The organism is Flavobacterium sediminis, from assembly GCF_003148385.1.
Lineage (GTDB): Bacteria > Bacteroidota > Bacteroidia > Flavobacteriales > Flavobacteriaceae > Flavobacterium > Flavobacterium sediminis.
The window spans coordinates 1,894,069-1,912,088 of sequence record NZ_CP029463.1 but is presented as its reverse complement, the minus strand read 5'-3'; the positions used below and the strand labels follow the sequence as shown (position 1 = coordinate 1,912,088).

At 36.6% G+C, this 18,020-nt stretch carries 10 protein-coding genes, 1 tRNA gene and 2 pseudogenes; 3 read left to right on the top strand and 10 right to left on the bottom strand.

Annotation, left to right across the window (positions count from 1 at the left end; all coding sequences use genetic code 11):
* Position 1: 1 nt before the first annotated feature.
* The 6 genes from DI487_RS08910 to DI487_RS08885 are packed head-to-tail and all read right to left on the bottom strand — an operon-like array spanning position 2 to position 8,244.
* Positions 2 to 1,315 carry a quinol:cytochrome C oxidoreductase gene (locus DI487_RS08910; RefSeq protein WP_109569333.1) on the bottom strand — a complete coding sequence of 438 codons (1,314 nt, stop codon included), beginning with the start codon at positions 1,313 to 1,315 and terminating at the stop codon, positions 2 to 4.
* Between the two features lie 28 nt (positions 1,316 to 1,343).
* On the bottom strand, positions 1,344 to 1,889 hold the full coding sequence (locus DI487_RS08905; protein WP_109569332.1) for a c-type cytochrome: 546 nt from the start codon (positions 1,887 to 1,889) through the stop codon (positions 1,344 to 1,346).
* Between the two features lie 5 nt (positions 1,890 to 1,894).
* Positions 1,895 to 2,419 carry a DUF3341 domain-containing protein gene (locus DI487_RS08900; RefSeq protein WP_109569331.1) on the bottom strand — a complete coding sequence of 175 codons (525 nt, stop codon included), beginning with the start codon at positions 2,417 to 2,419 and terminating at the stop codon, positions 1,895 to 1,897.
* A 4-nt stretch (positions 2,420 to 2,423) separates the two neighbouring features.
* Positions 2,424 to 3,833, bottom strand: a complete 1,410-nt coding sequence (gene nrfD / locus DI487_RS08895) for an NrfD/PsrC family molybdoenzyme membrane anchor subunit (RefSeq protein WP_109569330.1) — start codon at positions 3,831 to 3,833, stop codon at positions 2,424 to 2,426.
* Between the two features lie 32 nt (positions 3,834 to 3,865).
* Complete coding sequence (locus tag DI487_RS08890) at positions 3,866 to 6,907, bottom strand: TAT-variant-translocated molybdopterin oxidoreductase (protein WP_109569329.1); 3,042 nt, start codon at positions 6,905 to 6,907, stop codon at positions 3,866 to 3,868.
* Between the two features lie 35 nt (positions 6,908 to 6,942).
* Positions 6,943 to 8,244 carry a c-type cytochrome gene (locus DI487_RS08885; RefSeq protein WP_109569328.1) on the bottom strand — a complete coding sequence of 434 codons (1,302 nt, stop codon included), beginning with the start codon at positions 8,242 to 8,244 and terminating at the stop codon, positions 6,943 to 6,945.
* 219 nt (positions 8,245 to 8,463) lie between these two features.
* On the opposite strand from DI487_RS08885, the gene DI487_RS08880 reads away from it, so the two are divergent.
* Entirely contained in the window at positions 8,464 to 8,853 is a 390-nt protein-coding gene (locus tag DI487_RS08880) for an SPOR domain-containing protein (RefSeq protein WP_109569327.1), read from the top strand.
* Between the two features lie 74 nt (positions 8,854 to 8,927).
* On the opposite strand, the gene infB is transcribed toward DI487_RS08880, so the two are convergent.
* The 3 genes and pseudogenes from infB to rimP form a co-directional block, all read right to left on the bottom strand.
* Positions 8,928 to 11,741, bottom strand: coding sequence for a translation initiation factor IF-2 (gene infB / locus DI487_RS08875; RefSeq protein WP_109569326.1), 2,814 nt, complete (start codon positions 11,739 to 11,741; stop codon positions 8,928 to 8,930).
* Positions 11,742 to 11,801: 60 nt separating this feature from the next.
* The gene (gene nusA / locus DI487_RS08870; RefSeq protein WP_109569325.1) at positions 11,802 to 13,040 is read right to left on the bottom strand and encodes a transcription termination factor NusA; all 1,239 of its coding nucleotides are present in this window, start codon (positions 13,038 to 13,040) and stop codon (positions 11,802 to 11,804) included.
* Positions 13,041 to 13,057: 17 nt separating this feature from the next.
* A pseudogene (gene rimP, locus DI487_RS08865) lies at positions 13,058 to 13,524 on the bottom strand (ribosome assembly cofactor RimP).
* A gap of 170 nt (positions 13,525 to 13,694) precedes the next feature.
* On the opposite strand from rimP, the gene DI487_RS08860 reads away from it, so the two are divergent.
* Positions 13,695 to 14,519 carry a universal stress protein gene (locus DI487_RS08860; RefSeq protein ID WP_109569324.1) on the top strand — a complete coding sequence of 275 codons (825 nt, stop codon included), beginning with the start codon at positions 13,695 to 13,697 and terminating at the stop codon, positions 14,517 to 14,519.
* A 52-nt stretch (positions 14,520 to 14,571) separates the two neighbouring features.
* Here DI487_RS08860 and DI487_RS08855 read toward each other — a convergent pair.
* A tRNA-Gln gene (locus DI487_RS08855) sits at positions 14,572 to 14,642 on the bottom strand.
* Between the two features lie 165 nt (positions 14,643 to 14,807).
* On the opposite strand from DI487_RS08855, the pseudogene DI487_RS08850 reads away from it, so the two are divergent.
* Positions 14,808 to 18,007, top strand: a pseudogene (locus tag DI487_RS08850) (glycosyltransferase family 117 protein).
* The last annotated feature ends 13 nt before the right edge of the window (positions 18,008 to 18,020 follow it).

Below are 18,020 nucleotides of genomic sequence, written 5' to 3'. Positions count from 1 at the left end.
ATTAATAATGAAAATGTTTGCTTTCTTCCATTAACGGATTTCCTTTTGCTACTAAAGGTGCTTTTGTCAATGCAGTGAACACTACAAAAATAAACAATCCTAAGAAAAATAAGATAGCACTAATTTCAGGTAATCCGATGAACCATTGGTCACCAACTGTAGCCGGCATCACCATGTTATAAAAATCAACGTAGTGACCTGCTAAAATTACAATACCTGCCATAACTACAATCCAAGACAAACGTTTAAAGTCTGTATTAACAAGGATCAATAACGGGAAGACAAAGTTCATTACTAACATACCGAAGAACGGTAATTTGTAATGTTCGATTCTGGTTACGAAATAAGTAACCTCTTCCGGAATATCTGAATACCAAATCAACATAAACTGAGAGAACCATAGGTAAGTCCAGAAAATACTGATACCAAACATGAATTTAGCTAAATCATGGATATGACTGGTATTCACTTGCTCTAAATAGCCTTTAGATTTTAAATAAATAGTAACCATTGCTATAGCTGTGATACCACTAACAAAGAAGCTAGCAAAAACATACCAAGCAAATAAAGTACTATACCAATGCGGATCTAGTGACATAATCCAATCCCAAGACATTAATGACTCAGAAACGATGAAGAACACTAAGAATGATGCGGCCATTTTAAAATTCTTTTTATAAAAAGTCACACCATCTGCATTATCTTGTGCAATAGAGTTCTTTCTTGAAAAGAATCTATATAAATTCCAAACACCTAAAAATAATACGGCTCTGATTAAGAAAAATGCAACATTCAAGTAACCTGATTTCCCTTGGATTAAATGGTCATTAGCAACTACTTCAGGATCCATCCATGTAAACAAGTGGTTCATGTGTACTCCTGAAAGAACCAAAACCAACAAGAAGATTACTGAACCGGGTAATAAATAAGCCGTAATACCTTCCATAACTCTGAAAAGTATCGGAGACCACCCTGCTAATGCTACTTGTTGAATTGCATAAAAAGCCAGAACACCAACACTCAGCAACATAAAGAAAATACAAGCTACATAAAAAGCAGCCCAAGGTTTGTTTTGCAATTGGTGGAAAACATGGTTCACATGTTCCTGATGAGCAGCATCAGCGTGTGCGTCATGTGCTGCATGCGCATCGTGAGAAGCTACTTGATCATGATGACCATGGCTTTCTTCTAATAAGATCGTTTCAACTTCTTCTACAGTTTTTGGTGCACTCCAAAAACCTACTCCAATCCCGATAGCTCCAATCACCATCAAAATCAAAGAAAAAGTTTTTAATTTACTTGAAAACGTGTACATATCAATTATTTTCAAAAGTGTTTTACAATTATAATTCTGATTTTAGTTTTAAAACGTAATCTGCTACTTGCCATCTTTCTTCTTGAGACAATTGATTAGCATGAGATCCCATGGCATTTAATCCATAAGTTATTACGTGATAAATACTACCTTCTGTAATTTCTCTATCTTTATAGTTAGGTACCCCTAAGAATTTTTCTCTTTTCACTAAAGTTCCTTTACCATCGCCTTTTTCGCCGTGGCAAATAGCACAATAGATATTAAATAACGCCTTACCTTTTTCAGTATCTAACGCTAAAGAATCTAATGGGGATTTCAAAGTTTCCTTTGCCAAAGTGTATCCTTCCGGAGTATTCGGAATTTCATAAGGTACAAAACCCCTCTTGATAGTTCCTTCTACCGGCAACAGACCTTCTTTACCTCCTTTAAAAACTTCATGTTCTGAATAGGTCTCGTAAGGAACCGCTTCATACATGTTCGGGAAAAATTGATAGTTAGGCTTGTTCTTGTTGAAACAAGAAGTTGCAACAATTGATAGACCAACTACAGCTACAATTTTATATAAGCTTTTCATACTTGTTAATGCTTTTCAATTACTTTTACTTCAACTGCTCCTGTAGACTTAAAGAAAGAAACTAATTCTTCTTCATCACCATGAACACCAACTTCCATTAAGAAATGATCATCAGTAGTTCTTACATCCGGGTTTTCAGCTTTTTTAAATGGCCATAATTTACTTCTCATGTAGAATGTAATTACCATTAAGTGAGCTGCAAAGAAAACAGTCAACTCAAACATAATAGGCACGAATGCCGGCATGTTATCAATAAAACTAAAACTTGGTTTACCACCAATATCCTGAGGCCAATCAACGATCATTATATAATTCATCAATGTAGCTGCAAAAGACAATCCTATTAAACCATAAATGAACGAAGCAATTGCAATTCTTGTTGGCGCTAAGCCCATAGCTTTATCTAAACCGTGAACCGGAAAAGGTGTATAAACCTCTTCAATATGATGATGAGCTGCTCTTGTTTGTTTAACAGCATCCATTAACACATCATCATCATTATATATAGCGTGTATAACTTTATTACTCATGATATTAATGATTATCAGAATGATTGTGATCGTTTAATTCTCTCTCTCTTTTGTAATTATCACCTGAAGACTTCAAAATAGTCTTAACTTCAGCCTGTGCAATTACAGGGAAACTTCTTGAGTACAATAAAAACAATACAAAGAAGAATCCAATAGTTCCTATATAAATACCTGCATCCACAAAAGTTGGTTGGAACATTGTCCATGAAGAAGGTAAATAATCTCTATGTAATGACGAAACAATGATTACAAAACGCTCAAACCACATACCGATATTTACAATGATCGATATAACAAATGAAGCTGCAATGCTTGTTCTGATCTTTTTAAACCACATTACCTGAGGCGAAACAACATTAAAGCTCATCATACATAAGTATGCCCACCAGTAAGGTCCTGTTGCTCTGTTTAAAAACGCATATTGTTCATACTCAACTCCTGAATACCAAGCAATGAATAACTCAGTAATATAAGCTGTACCTACGATTGAACCTGTAATCATAATAATAAGATTCATCAATTCAATGTGTTGTAAGGTAATATAATCTTCAAGTTGTGATACTTTTCTCATGATGATTAACAAGGTCTGTACCATGGCAAATCCTGAGAAAATAGCCCCTGCAACGAAGTAAGGCGGCAAGATTGTAGTATGCCATCCCGGAATAACCGATGTTGCGAAGTCAAATGATACGATCGTGTGTACTGAAAGTACAAGAGGCGTTGCTAAACCGGCTAACACAAGAGAAACCTCTTCAAAACGTTGCCAGTCTTTTGCTCTACCACTCCAACCGAATGATAATGTAGAATAAACTCTTTTTGTAAAAGGAGTAACCGCTCTATCGCGAAGCATAGCAAAGTCAGGTAATAAACCAGTCCACCAGAAAACTAATGATACCGATAAATACGTTGAGATTGCAAATACGTCCCACAATAACGGAGAGTTAAAATTCACCCATAAAGAACCGAATTGATTCGGAATAGGTAACACCCAATATCCTAACCATGGACGCCCCATGTGAATGATCGGGAATAAACCTGCCTGCATTACCGAGAAAATCGTCATTGCTTCTGCAGAACGGTTAATAGCCATTCTCCATTTTTGACGGAATAATAATAATACAGCAGAGATAAGTGTTCCGGCGTGACCAATACCTACCCACCAAACGAAGTTAGTGATATCCCAGGCCCAGCCAATTGTTTTATTTAAACCCCAAGTACCAATACCAGTAGATACTGTATAAATCATACAGCCTAAACCGTATAAGAAAGCAGCAAATGCTATCGAGAATACAATCCACCATTGCTTATTTGCACGACCTTCTACCGGTTTTGCAACATCTACCGTAACATCGTGATAAGATTTGTTTCCTACCACTAAAGGTTTTCTAATGGGTGCTTCGTAATGAGACGACATAATCCTTTATATTGTTTCTGTTAATTAATATTTTATTTTTCGTTTCTAACTTTAACGTGATAGAATACATTCGGTTTAGTTCCGACATGTTCCAGTAAGTGATACATTCTTGCATCTTCAGCTAATTTAGCCACTTTACTTTCTTTATCATTCACATCACCAAATACCATTGCACCACTAGAACAAGCTGCAGAACAAGCCGTTTGGAATTCTTCGTCTTTTACCGGTCTTCCTTCACGTTTTGCTTTTAATTTAGAAGCTTGTGTCATTTGGATACACATAGAACATTTTTCCATCACCCCACGAGAACGCACGTTAACATCAGGATTCAATACCATACGACCTAAGTCATCGTTCATATGATAATCGAATTCACTATTCTTGTTATACAAGAACCAGTTGAAACGACGTACTTTATACGGACAGTTGTTTGCACAGTAACGAGTACCTACACAACGGTTATAAGCCATGTGGTTTTGACCTTCTCTACCATGAGACGTTGCTGCAACAGGACAAACTGTTTCACAAGGTGCATGGTTACAATGCTGACACATTACCGGTTGGAAAGCCACTTGAGGATTCTCAGCCGGATCTTCCATACCTCTGAAAGTTTCAATTGAATTCATCATTCCTGACGTTTCTTCTTTCAACTCAACATCTCCTTCAAATGTATCCTGAGAAGAATAGTATCTATCAATACGCAACCAGTGCATATCACGACTTCTTCTTACTTCAGACTTACCTACTACAGGAACGTTATTTTCAGCATGACAAGCAATTACACAGGCACCACAACCCGTACAAGCGTTTAAGTCAATTGATAAATTAAAGTGATGCGCTACACTTCTGTCAAAAGATTCCCAAAGATCCACTTCCGTAGAAGGCGTTTCTTTGTGATCTAAAGATACTAATGGAATAGGATTCCAAACTTCTGTATCTTTAGTATTGAATACCTCTAAAGTAGTTTCTTTAATGATATCTCCTCTACCCATTAATGTTTTGTGTAACTGAACACAAGCAAATTCATGCTCACCTTCATCTTTTGTTACAGTAACATTTTGAACAGTATTAAAATTATTATAAAGAGCGTAAGCATTAACACCTACCTGCATTTCTTCTTTTAAAGCAGCGGTTTTACCGTAACCGAAAGCCAAACCTACAGTTCCAACAGCCTGACCTGGTTGAATAACTACAGGAACTTTAGTTAAAGTAGCATTACCCACTTTTAAAGTCGCATAACTACCGTTTAAACCTCCGTTAGCTACATTCCAGTTTTCAAAACCTAGCTTTTCAGCATCTTTTTTCGAAACAGTAACATAGTTATCCCAAGAAACTCTTGTAATCGGATCAGGAAACTCTTGTAACCAAGGATTATTAGCCTGTTGTCCGTCACCCATTCCCGTCTTAGTATACAATACTAACTCCATACCTGAAACTTTTGCAGCAGCTAACTTAGAAGCCGAAGCCAAAGCATCAAAAGAAGCAGCTTCTAAAGGAGCAACTTCAGTTTGAGCAAAACCATCATGAACTACCTGATTCCAAGACTTACCACCTAATTGAGCAGCTGCGAAACCTTTCAAATAATCATAATAAGCCGTACTATTACCTAACAAGCTTAATAAAACTTCTTGGAATTGTTTTGTATCAAATAATGGACGAATAGTCGGCTGCATAATACTATAGTGTCCTCTTTCTATAGACACATCTCCCCAAGATTCTAAATAATGCGGAGCAGCAGCAGCTATTGTAGTTAAAGTAGCCGTTTCATCTTCTTTCAAAGAAAAAGCTACTGATAATTTCACTTTTTTAAGACCTTCAGTAAAGTCTTTTGCATTTGCTAAAGTATAAACAGGATTAACTCCATTCATAATTAAAGTATGAACAGCACCTGATTTCATATCTGCTACTAATTGAGCAACTTCTTTAACATTACCTTTTCTTGTTAACTTAGTTACACTAGGATTAAAGGCCTCAGAACTGATAGCAGCATTAATCGCTAATACCAATAACTGAGCATCCAAGTCATCTAACCCGGTTACCACAACACCTTTAGAACCTGCCGCTTTTAATTGTTGAGCAGCTTTAGTTACTTCAGCATTTTTCAATCCGGAAGCAGCCCCGCCTACAACAGCACTATACAAGTCTACTAATGCTTGTTTTTGCTGAGCAACTGTTAAAGGTATACGTTTATCAGCATTTGCGCCAGCCAAAGACATATTAGCCTCCATCTGGATATGCTTAGACATTTTTCCGTTTTTAGGAACTCTCCCCATAGCATAACCGGCATCGTATCCACCACCTTGCCAATCTCCTAAGAAATCAGCACCAACAGAAACAATAACATCTGCTTTAGAAAAGTCATAACCAGCAAAACCTCTAACACCATAAACCGTTTCAAAAGCATCTAAAGCATTTGATTCAGAAACAGCATCATAAACCACTTGTTTTACGGTCGGATATTTAGCTTTTAATTCAGCTAATAAAGCATCCGTTGAAGGACTAGCAGAAGTTGAAGTTAACACTACTACATTTCCGCCTTTTTCATTAGCCTCATCTAAACTCGATTTAATTTTCGCAGTTACTTCAGCCCAAGTTGCATCTTTACCCGCAATCTTAGGTTGTTTTAAACGCAAACTGTCATATAGAGACAAAACCGAAGCATGAACTCTGGCATTTGCCCCAGAAACAGCTCCTTTTAATTTATTGTTTTCAACTTTGATCGGACGGCCTTCTCGTGTTTTGATCAAAATGTTTGCAAAATCAAATCCGTCTGCAACAGTTGTAGCATAATAATCTGCTACTCCGGGAATAATTTCTTCAGGTTGCACTACATAAGGAATCGATTTTACTACAGGTCCTTCACAAGCAGCCAAAGAAGCAGCAGCTGTACTAAAACCTACGTATTTCAAAAAGTCACGACGAGTTGTCCCCGCTGTTGATAAATTCTCTTTGTTCCCCAAAAATTCATCTACAGGAATTTGTTCAACAAACTCATTGTTTCTTAGCGTCTCAACAATAGAACTATTTTCATTTAGCTCCTCAACACTTTTCCAGTATTTTTTGTTTGATGCCATATTATATATTGATATTAGCTTCTTAAATTAATTTATTAATAGTGGCATTTACCACATTCTAATCCTCCCATTTGAGCAGCTGTTAACTTGTCAACACCATACTTTTTAGAAAGCTCTTCATGAATCTTTTTGTAGTATTCATTATCTTCAACTTTCACATTAGTCTCTCTATGACAGTTCACACACCAACCCATAGTCAATGGCGCAAATTGCTCCATAACCTCATACGTTTCAACAGGACCGTGACATTTCTGACACTCAACCCCTGCAACCGTTACGTGCTGAGAGTGATTAAAGTATACAAAATCCGGAAGGTTGTGAATTCTTACCCATTTAACCGGTTGCGTTTTTCCTGTATACGCTTGCTTAGCCGGATCCCAACCAACAGCAGCATATAATTTTTGGATCTGCTCATCATAAAACGCCTTAGAATGCTCCTCTGTAGCAGTCGACTCAGCAACTTCACTAATGTTTTTATGACAGTTCATACACACATTCAACGAAGGAATACCTGAAGTTTTACTCACTCTGGCAGACGAGTGACAGTATTTACAATCAATAGCATTATCTCCGGCATGAATTTTATGCGAATAATGTATTGGCTGAACCGGAGCATAACCCTGATCCACACCTACCTGCATCAAATAGCCGTAAACAAAATAAGCAGCAACTAACAAGAACACAATTGCAGAACACAATACTAAAAATTGATTTTTAGCAAATGCTTTCCACAACGGTAATGATTTTTCCGAAGTACCAACTTCGATTCCGTTAGCCTTAGCAATTCTTCTTAAAACATTGTTAACCAACAACAACATTACAACAAGCATTGCCAACACCAATGTCAAAGCACCCAAAATCACTTCATTTGAAATACCTGAAGCATCCTGAGTTTGACCATCGGTACCAGGAACATTCGCCACCTCTTTAGGCTGCGCTGCTGGCTCAGACGTATACGCTAAAATATTGTCAATATCCTGATTTGACAATTGAGGAAAAGCCGTCATCGGGATTTTCCCGTTTTCTTCAAAAACTTTTACCGCTTGAGCATCCCCTGCTTTAATCAACTCTGCACTATTGCGAACCCACTTATAGATCCACTCTTTGTCATACTTATCAGCAACCCCCCTTAAAGCAGGTCCTGTTGCTTTTTTGTCTAATTTATGACAAGCAGCACAATTGGCATTAAACAACTCTTTACCTTTTGCCGGATCACCTGCGCCTGCAGCGGCTTCCGGAGCAGCATCTTGAGAAAATACAGATAAAGAAAAAGATAGCGTTAGCGCTAAACTGAAGAAAATCTTTGAAAATGATTTATGGTTACCCACCTTTTTCATATTTATTATGATTATCGTGTCATTTTTGGTATGGTTTTAGCACTATAAAACTAGTCTCCGCCACCACACTTTATTTTAAACTCCGACAAAAATACGACATTCGAACTATTATAAAAACCTTAATTTTATCTTAAAAGATAATTTATATCTATTCTAAATAACCTTTGTGTCGCGGTATAATAAGATTAATTGTATTTTTGTTTTAAATAACTATTCAAAATGAGAAATTTAGCTTTCAAAAGATTAACAAAAATTGTTTTTATAACCTCTTTCTTCTCAATTGGTATACATGCGCAAAGCGGAAAAACCACACTAAGCCAAGATGAGAAATTTTCAGAATTATTAGAAGAAAAAGCAAAAATCAATGCAAACTTATCAATAAACAACAGCTATAAGATACAAATTTTCTACGGAAACAGCTCGGATGCTAAAAATCAATTAGCCACATTTAAAAGAGATTTTAGCGGTATAGAAGGCACAATTATATATACCAATCCGACCTATAAAGTCTATGTCGGAAATTACAAATCCCGCTTACATGCTGAAAAAGCTTTAATCGAAATCAAGAAAAAATATCCGACCGCTTTACTTATTAAACCAGGAAAATAAACAAATCGCTCCCTTCAAAATATAAAAAAAGCCCGAACCAAATGTCCGGGCTTTTTTATATAAAATCTCTGTTCTTATTTTAATTTTTTCTTCACTTCAACTTCCTGGAAAGCTTCGATAGTATCATACTCTTTCAGATCGTTGTAATTCTTTATCTGTATACCACAATCATATCCTTTTGACACTTCTTTAACATCATCTTTAAATCGTTTTAACGCAGCTAATTCACCGGTATAGATAACCACTCCTTCTCTGATCAAACGAATCTTAGAATTTCTGAAGACTTTACCGTCAGTAATCATACATCCGGCAACAGTTCCCACTTTAGAAATCTTGAACAACTCACGAACTTCTGCAGTACCGGTAACTTCTTCTTTTAATTCCGGCGACAACATTCCTTCCATAGCATCCTTCACATCGTCTATTGCATCATAAATAATAGAATAATTACGGATGTCAATTTCTTCTTTTTCAGCTAAGGCTTTCGCACTTCCCTGAGGACGAACATTGAAACCTATAATGATCGCATCTGAAGCTGAAGCCAACAAAACGTCTGATTCTGTAATAGCTCCTACTCCTTTATGAATAATATTGATTTGGATTTCTTCAGTCGATAATTTTGAGAATGAATCCGAAAGTGCTTCTACAGAACCATCCACATCCCCTTTCAAGATAATATTTAACTCTTTAAATTGTCCTAAAGCTATACGACGTCCGATTTCTGCCAAAGTAATATGTTTTTGTGTACGAACAGATTGCTCACGTAATAATTGAGTACGTTTTGCTGCAATTTGTTTTGCCTCTCTTTCGTCTTCGTAAACATTAAATTTATCACCCGCTGTCGGCGCACCGTCTAACCCTAAAACAGATACAGGTGTTGACGGACCGGCTTCTTTTACATTATGTCCGCGTTCATCAAACATCGCCCGGATCTTACCGTGATGTTTACCCGCTAAAACATAATCACCGATTTTAAGAGTTCCGTTTTGAACTAAAATAGTTGTCACATACCCTCTACCTTTATCTAACTGTGCCTCAACAACTGTTCCCTGCGCTAACCTGTTCGGATTCGCTTTTAATTCTAGGATCTCTGCTTCTAACAACACTTTTTCCAAAAGTTCCTTAACCCCTAATCCTGTTTTAGCAGAAATATCCTGAGATTGGTATTTACCACCCCACTCTTCAACTAACAAGTTCATAGCTGCTAACTTCTCTTTGATCTTATCCGGATTAGCCGTTGGTTTATCTACTTTATTGATCGCAAAAACCATTGGCACTCCCGCTGCCTGAGCATGACTAATCGCCTCTTTTGTTTGTGGCATGATGTCGTCGTCCGCTGCAATCACAATAATTGCAATATCCGTTACCTGAGCACCACGAGCACGCATAGCCGTAAAGGCTTCGTGACCCGGTGTATCTAAAAACGTAATTCTTTGTCCTTCTTCTAATTTTACGGAATAAGCCCCGATATGCTGCGTAATACCTCCTGACTCACCGGCAATAACATTGGTCTTACGAACATAATCCAGAAATGACGTTTTACCGTGGTCAACGTGTCCCATTACAGTAACAATCGGTGCACGTTCTTCCAATTCTTCCGGTGTATCTTCAATCTCTTCGATCGCTTCTTCAATATCTGTCGTAATAAACTCAACCTGATAACCGAATTCATCTGCCACGATTGACAATGTCTCGGCATCTAAACGCTGATTCATGGTAACCATGATTCCCAATGACATACAAGTTCCGATAACTTTTGTAATCGGCACATCCATCATTGTGGCAATTTCACCTACCGTAACGAATTCTGTTACTTTCAAGATTTTACTTTCTAAATCTTGTTGTTGCATTTCTTCATCTAAACGCTGACGGTGAGTTTCACGTTTATCTTTACGGTACTTAGCAGCTTTAGATTTATTTCCTTTCCCTTGAAGTCTTTCAAGAGTTTCTTTAATCTGGTTTTTAACTTCTTCCTCAGTAGGCTCAACTTTTTGGATTACCGGTTTTTTACCTTTGTTGAAACGATCTCTTCCGAAATCTTTCTTTCCTCCTTGTTGGTTTTGCCCGTTTCCACCTTGAACCGGTTTAACAATACGCTTGCGTTTATTTTTATTTTCGCCTTCTTTTTTATTTGCGTTATTATTGTTATTCTGTCCCTGATTATTTCCGTTATTGTTCCCTTGATTGTTTCCGTTATGATTTCCTTTTTTGAAGTCTTTTTTATCTTCTTTCTTCTTTTTAGGTTTTTCAAACTGAGACAAATCTATTTTCTGCCCTGTAAACGTTGCTCCGGAAAGTTTTTTGTATTGCGTCTGTATCTTTTCATCTTCTATGATTAACCCCTCTGCTTTTTTCTCTTCTACTTTCTTTTCTTCCTGTTTTTGAACAGGTTCAGCCTTTGGAGCTGATTCAACAGGTGGAGTTACTTCTTCAACACTTTTCTTAGTTTCTTCAGGTTCCGGAGATTTTACCTCTTCTGATATGTTTTGCTCAACAGCTTCAACTTTCTCTTCCTGCTTAGGCGGATTCAAATCGATCTTTCCTACTGCCTTAGGCGCAGTTACAACAACTTTTGCTTTTATAATTTCCTGCTCCTTCCTCAACTTCTCTTCCTGCTGACGTTTCAGTTCTAATTCTCTTTCCAACTCTCGCTTTAAAGCTTCTTTCTCTTTCTTCTTTTCTTCACTCACTTCAATCGAAGCCTCTTTTTTGCCCTTATCAGCAGAAAACTGTCGACATAAGACATCATACTCCTCTTGAGAGATCTTGGCATTAGGACTCGATTCAATATCATGCCCTTCTTCTTTTAAAAAGTCCACAGCTCTATCAAGAGAAATATTTAGTTCCCTTAAAACTTTGTTGATTCTTATAACTCTTTTATCAGACATATAATGTTTTTAATTTTTCTAAAATTCAGTTTGTGTTGTGTGTTTAGCAATTATGTCGAGTTAGTCTTCCAATTCTTCTTTTAGAATTCTAAACACATCTAAAATAGTTTCTTCCTCTAAATCTGTTCTTCTTATCAGATCTTCCACATCTTGTCCTAACACGCTTCTAGCCGTATCTAATCCGATTTTTTCAAACTCTTCGATTACCCAGTTCTCGATTTCATCTGAAAACTCTCTCAATTCTACATCATCCACTTCTTCAACACCTTCACGAATAACATCAATATCATAACCCGTCAACATACTTGCTAAACGAATATTGTGTCCTCCTTTACCGATAGCTTTTGATACCTCGTCGATTTTCAAGAAAACTTCTGCTTTTTTGGTTTGTTCATCAATCTTAACCGATGAAACTCTAGCCGGGCTCAATGCTCTGGTAATATACAACTGCGGATTTGTAGTATAATTGATCACATCAATATTCTCATTTCCTAATTCACGAACGATACCATGGATACGAGAACCTTTCATTCCCACACATGCGCCAACAGGATCAATTCTGTCGTCATAAGAATCCACAGCTACTTTTGCTTTTTCACCAGGAATTCTAACCACTTTCTTAACATTAATCAAACCATCAAATACCTCTGGAATTTCTTGCTCAAAAAGCTTCTCTAAGAAATCCGGAGATGTTCTTGACATCACAATCTGCGGTTTATTTCCTTTTAATTCTACAGACTCAATAATTCCTCTTACATTATCTCCTTTTTTGAAATAATCATTTGGAATTTGTTTATCTTTAGGCAATACGATCTCATTTCCTTCATCATCCATCAAAACTATCATTTTAGGACGAACATGGTGCACTTCTGCTGTGTAAATATCACCTATAAGATCTTTAAACTGTTTGTAAAGATTTGTATTATCGTGTTCATGTATCTTAGAAATAAGATTTTGACGCAAAGCCAAAATAGCTCTTCTTCCCAGATCAATCAACTTCACTTCTTCCGACACCTCTTCTCCGACTTCAAAATCCGGCTCTATTTTACGAGCTTCAGAAAGTGATATCTCAGAATTCGGATCCTCAACCTCTCCATCTTCCACAACCGTTCTGTTTCTCCAGATTTCCATATCTCCCTTATCCGGATTTATAATAATATCAAAATTATCATCAGAACCGTATTTCTTCTTTAACGCATTGCGAAATACATCTTCCAAGATCGCCATCAAGGTAACTCTATCGATAAGCTTATTATCTTTGAACTCTGAAAACGAATCGATTAACGCAATATTCTCCATGTCAACTTATTTGTTTTTTAAAATGATATTATAACTGTTGCTTCTTTAATTTCAGCATACGGCAACACTTCTTTTTTCGCCACCGTTTCTTTTCCTTTACCTATTTTTTTAGGCTCTCTGGCTTTCCATTCCAAAGTAATACCCTCTTCATCAGCAGCAGTTATTTCTGCTTCTATTTCTCCCCCGAATTCTTTTTAACTTTAAGCTTTCTTCCGATGTTCTTTTTAAACTGTCGCACTAATCGCAACGGACTAGCAGCTCCGGCAGAAGCGACTTCAAGTGAAAAATCTTCTTCTTCTCGATCAAGATTGTGCTCTATAGCTCTACTCACATCAATGCAGTCCTGCAAATTTACACCATTATCTCCATCTATCACAACATTTATTTTATTTCCTTCGCTAATTTTCAAGTCAATAAGAAACAAATCCTCACGTTCTTCCAACGCTGAATTTAACAAATGCTGAACCTTATCTTTAAAACTCATATTTTATGAAAAGAGGCACGCTGTGCGTGCCTCATTATTTAACTAGTAATAAATAATTTGCAGCAAATATACGCATATTTTTTTAATTAAAAAAAAATTGTAGTTTTGATGCATATTTACTAACTTTATTATGTAAATCTTTACATCCAACCTTTTAAAAAACAAACTTTATGAAACGAATTTTAGTACCCACAGATTTTTCTCAACATGCCGAATATGCGTTAAAAGTTGCTGCCCAAATTGCTCAAAAAAACGATGGAGAAATTTTCCTAATCCACATGCTTGAGCTTCCGACATCCGGAAACGACGCTATTTCTACCGCACACGAGATGCCGGAACTAATGTTGTTTAAAAATGCTGCCATTGCCAAATTAGACACTTTAATGAGCGCGCCTTACCTTAATGACCTAAAAGTCACAAAGATAATTCAGTTTGAAATGGCTTTCAGCGGTATCATCAGAAACGCAGAAGAACACAAGGTTGACCTGATTGTAATGGGATCCCACGGAGCAAGCGGATTCCAGGAAATGTTTATCGGATCAAACTCTGAAAAAGTAGTTCGTAATTCTGAGATCCCTGTTCTGATCATCAAAAAAGAAGATGACAACTTCAATGTTGATCATTTTGTTTTCGCTTCAGATTTTTCAGACGAAATCAAAAAACCTTTTGAAAAAGTAGTTGATTTTGCTAATGAATTTAATGCTCACCTTCATTTGGTAACCATCAACACTCCTAACAATTTTAAATCTACTCGTGTTGCTCAAAAAATTATGGATGAATTTGCAAGCAATTTCAAAATCCATAAATTCTCTACCCACATCTACAATGATATCAATGTAGAGAAAGGAATATTACACTTCGCCAAAGAAGTAAATGCCGATTTAATAGGAATGAGTACTCACGGCAGAAAAGGAATTTCCCATTTCTTTAACGGCAGTATCAGCGAAGACCTTGTTAATCATGCTAAAAGACCTGTAGTTACATTTAAAATTTAAGTTCTGAAATTATTAAAAATAAAAAACTCCGCTTAAAAGCGGAGTTTTTTTGTTGGCCCACAAGGACTCGAACCTTGAATGACGGTACCAAAAACCGGAGTGTTACCATTACACCATGGGCCAATACCCTGACAACCTTTTCGATTGCGAGTGCAAATGTAATACATATTTTTTATTCTGCAAATTTTTCTAAAAAAAATATTAAAAATTATTTTTTGGCTTTTCCTTAAACAAAAAAATAGTTTCTTTGTAGAAGTTTACAAGCTATTTAAAGTTAAAACAATCTCTATGAGTTCATTCAATTTCAAGAAATGGAATACCGTCTTAGGATGGATTACTTTTGCCGTTGCATTAACCACTTACTCTTTAACTGTTGAACCTTCCATGAGTTTTTGGGATTGTGGCGAATACATCACAACTTCAGCAAAATTAGAAATTGGACATCCTCCCGGAGCTCCCTTATTTCAAATGCTCGGTGCTTTTTTTGCCATGTTTGCCACCAGCGCATCACAAGTAGCTTTAATGGTCAACATGATGTCTGTGTTTTCAAGTGCCTTTACAATCTTATTCATGTTCTGGTCCCTAACCCTTTTAATGAAAAGATTATTTATTCCTGAAGATGCGAGTAACTCTAGCTATATTACAATTTTAGGGGGAGCATTTATCGCTTCGCTAGCCTATACATTTTCTGACAGCTTTTGGTTCAACGCTGTTGAAGCCGAAGTTTACGCCATGGCTTCCTTTCTGATCGCAATCCTGTTTTGGTTAGGCTTGCGTTGGGAACAAGAAATCGATACCCCAAGAGGAAATCGCTGGCTTTTATTGATCTCCTTGATTATAGGTCTTTCATTCGGAGTACACTTTATGGCTTTATTAACACTGCCTTCTATAGGCTTCTTATATTTCTTTAAAAAATATAAAAACGTTACCGTAAAAAGCTTTATTATAGCCAATATAGCTATTGTAGCTATTTTACTCTTTATTTTCAAACTACTTTTACCTTATACATTAGCTTTCTTCGGAAAAACCGAAATTTTTATGGTAAATAGTTTAGGACTACCTTTTAATTCAGGAACTATTTTTGCCTTCTTAATGATTGTAGCGCTCTTTTATTTCGGGCTTAACTATACCCGAAAAAAAGGATATGTTTTATACAATACCATCTTGTTATGTACCCTGTTCATCTTGATTGGTTTTTCAACCTGGATGATGTTGCCAATCCGCGCAAATGCAAACCCTCCGATCAACGAGAATAAACCTTCAGATGCGGCAGAGGTTTTAGCTTATTACAACAGAGAACAATACGGAGAACAAAAATTATTTTACGGTCCTCAGTTTTCAGACACTTATTCAGGACTAGACGAGGAACAACCTTACCTTGACGGTAAACCTAACTACGAAAGAGATTACAAAACCGGAACGTATATCATTACTAACAATTACAAAAATTCCGTTCAAAATACCGACAACAATCACAAAGCCTTCTTACCGAGAATGTGGAGTAGCGAACACAATGTAAATTACATGATGTTCACCGAACCTTTAGATTTTAGAATCAAACCTGAATATGCTGACGAGCATGAATTAGTTGAAGTCGTTGCCGAGTTCAGAAGCGGTTTTAATCAAGGTAAATTTGATCTGGACGAGTATGATAAGTTCTTAAAAGGTTATGGTGAATACCTAATTGTTGAAAAACCTAGCTTTTTAAGCAACATGAAATTCATGTTCCAGTTTCAATTCGGATATATGTATTGGCGTTACCTGATGTGGAATTTTGTAGGTCGTCAAAGTGACAATCAATGGAAAGGAGACACATTTGACGGTAACTGGATCAGTGGTATCACTTTCTTAGATGAGTTGCGCTTAGGAAATCAAGAAAACCTGACTCCTGACATGCTGAACAACAAAGGAAGAAATACTTATTTCTTTTTACCTTTCATTTTAGCCTTAATCGGAATGATTTTTCATGCTAAAAAAGACCTTAAAAGTTTCTATGTTCTTTTAGCTTTATTCCTATTTACCGGACTGGCTTTAAAAATATATCTAAACGAAAGACCTTTTGAACCGAGAGAACGTGATTATGCATTGGTAGGTTCATTCTATGTATTTGCAATGTGGATGGGCTTTGGTGTTTATGCTCTTTATGACGGTATTAAAAAAACACTACAACCTAAGATTACCGTACCGATTGTATTAGCCGTTTGTTTCCTTACTTCGCCGTTTTTAATGGCCAAAGAGAATTGGGACGACCACGACAGAAGTAACCGCTATACTGCTATTGCAATGGCTAAGGCTTATTTAGATTCTTGTGACAAAGATGCTATTCTCTTTACTATCGGAGATAACGACACTTTCCCGTTATGGTATGCTCAGGAAATTGAAGGTTACAGAACAGACATAAGAATCGTCAATACAAGCTTATTCATGACTGACTGGTATATTGACCAAATGAAGCGCAAAGCTTACAATTCAGATCCTGTTCCTATTTCATTTACCAGGGAACAGTATAGGGGTAGTAATCGGGATTATAGTTTCTTAATTGAACGCACTAAAGACTCTATCTCTCTTGACGATTTTATCAAGTTCTTATCTTTAGATGATGAGCGCGCTAAAGTACAATTGAGAAGTGGACAATGGATCAACTATTATCCTACGGATAAGGTTTTCATCCCGATTGACAAAGAAAACATTATTGCAAACAAAGTTGTCTCTCCTAAGCTATATGACTCCATAGTTCCGGTTATGCATTTCCAGATCAAAAAAGATGCCTTATACAAAAATCGTTTGATGATGCTTGACATTATCAACCAAAACAACTGGAAAAGACCTATCTATTTTACCGGAGGAAGTTTTGGTGAAGATGATTATCTATGGATGAAGGATTACTTAGAACTGGATGGTTTGTGCTTCAAATTAGTTCCGGTGAGAACGCCTCAAAAAGGCAAACCAAACCCTATGGAAATGGGATTGATCGATACGGACAAAATGTACAACATTGTAACCAACTGGTACTGGGGAATAGTGGTAGTCCTGAAATCTATCACGACCCGGAGACTCGCAGAAACGGCATTACATACAGAACAAATTTAGCCCGATTAATGGAAGCCCTGATCATTGAAGGTAAAAACGACAAAGCTGAAAAGGTTATTGATCTGGCTATGGAAAAAATGCCTGTTAAATATTTTGAATACTACACCATAGTTGAACCGTTTGTTCAGGGGTATTATGAGATCGGCAAAAAAGACAAAGCCAGAAAACTACTGACTGAGCTTATTCAAAAATATCAGGACGAATTAACGTTTTTCAATAGCATGTCATCTAATGGACGTTATGATAATCGATACGACATTGTAGGTAGCATAGAGCGCTACAGAAGCCTATTAGAATATATGAAAGACGCTCACGATGAAGATTTCTATAATCAGGAAAAAGTAAAATTCAACAATTTCAACAAACTCTTCCCCGAATTCAGAAGAGAAATGGAATAAAAAAATAAATTAA

Coding starts and splice junctions, on each gene's coding strand:
- DI487_RS08905 (WP_109569332.1), bottom strand. CDS start 1,889: ATGAAAAGCTTATATAAAATTGTAGCTGTAGTTGGTCTATCAATTGTT.
- DI487_RS08910 (WP_109569333.1), bottom strand. CDS start 1,315: ATGTACACGTTTTCAAGTAAATTAAAAACTTTTTCTTTGATTTTGATG.
- DI487_RS08890 (WP_109569329.1), bottom strand. CDS start 6,907: ATGGCATCAAACAAAAAATACTGGAAAAGTGTTGAGGAGCTAAATGAA.
- DI487_RS08900 (WP_109569331.1), bottom strand. CDS start 2,419: ATGAGTAATAAAGTTATACACGCTATATATAATGATGATGATGTGTTA.
- DI487_RS08860 (WP_109569324.1), top strand. CDS start 13,695: ATGAAACGAATTTTAGTACCCACAGATTTTTCTCAACATGCCGAATAT.
- nusA (WP_109569325.1), bottom strand. CDS start 13,040: ATGGAGAATATTGCGTTAATCGATTCGTTTTCAGAGTTCAAAGATAAT.
- nrfD (WP_109569330.1), bottom strand. CDS start 3,833: ATGTCGTCTCATTACGAAGCACCCATTAGAAAACCTTTAGTGGTAGGA.
- DI487_RS08885 (WP_109569328.1), bottom strand. CDS start 8,244: ATGAAAAAGGTGGGTAACCATAAATCATTTTCAAAGATTTTCTTCAGT.
- infB (WP_109569326.1), bottom strand. CDS start 11,741: ATGTCTGATAAAAGAGTTATAAGAATCAACAAAGTTTTAAGGGAACTA.
- DI487_RS08880 (WP_109569327.1), top strand. CDS start 8,464: ATGAGAAATTTAGCTTTCAAAAGATTAACAAAAATTGTTTTTATAACC.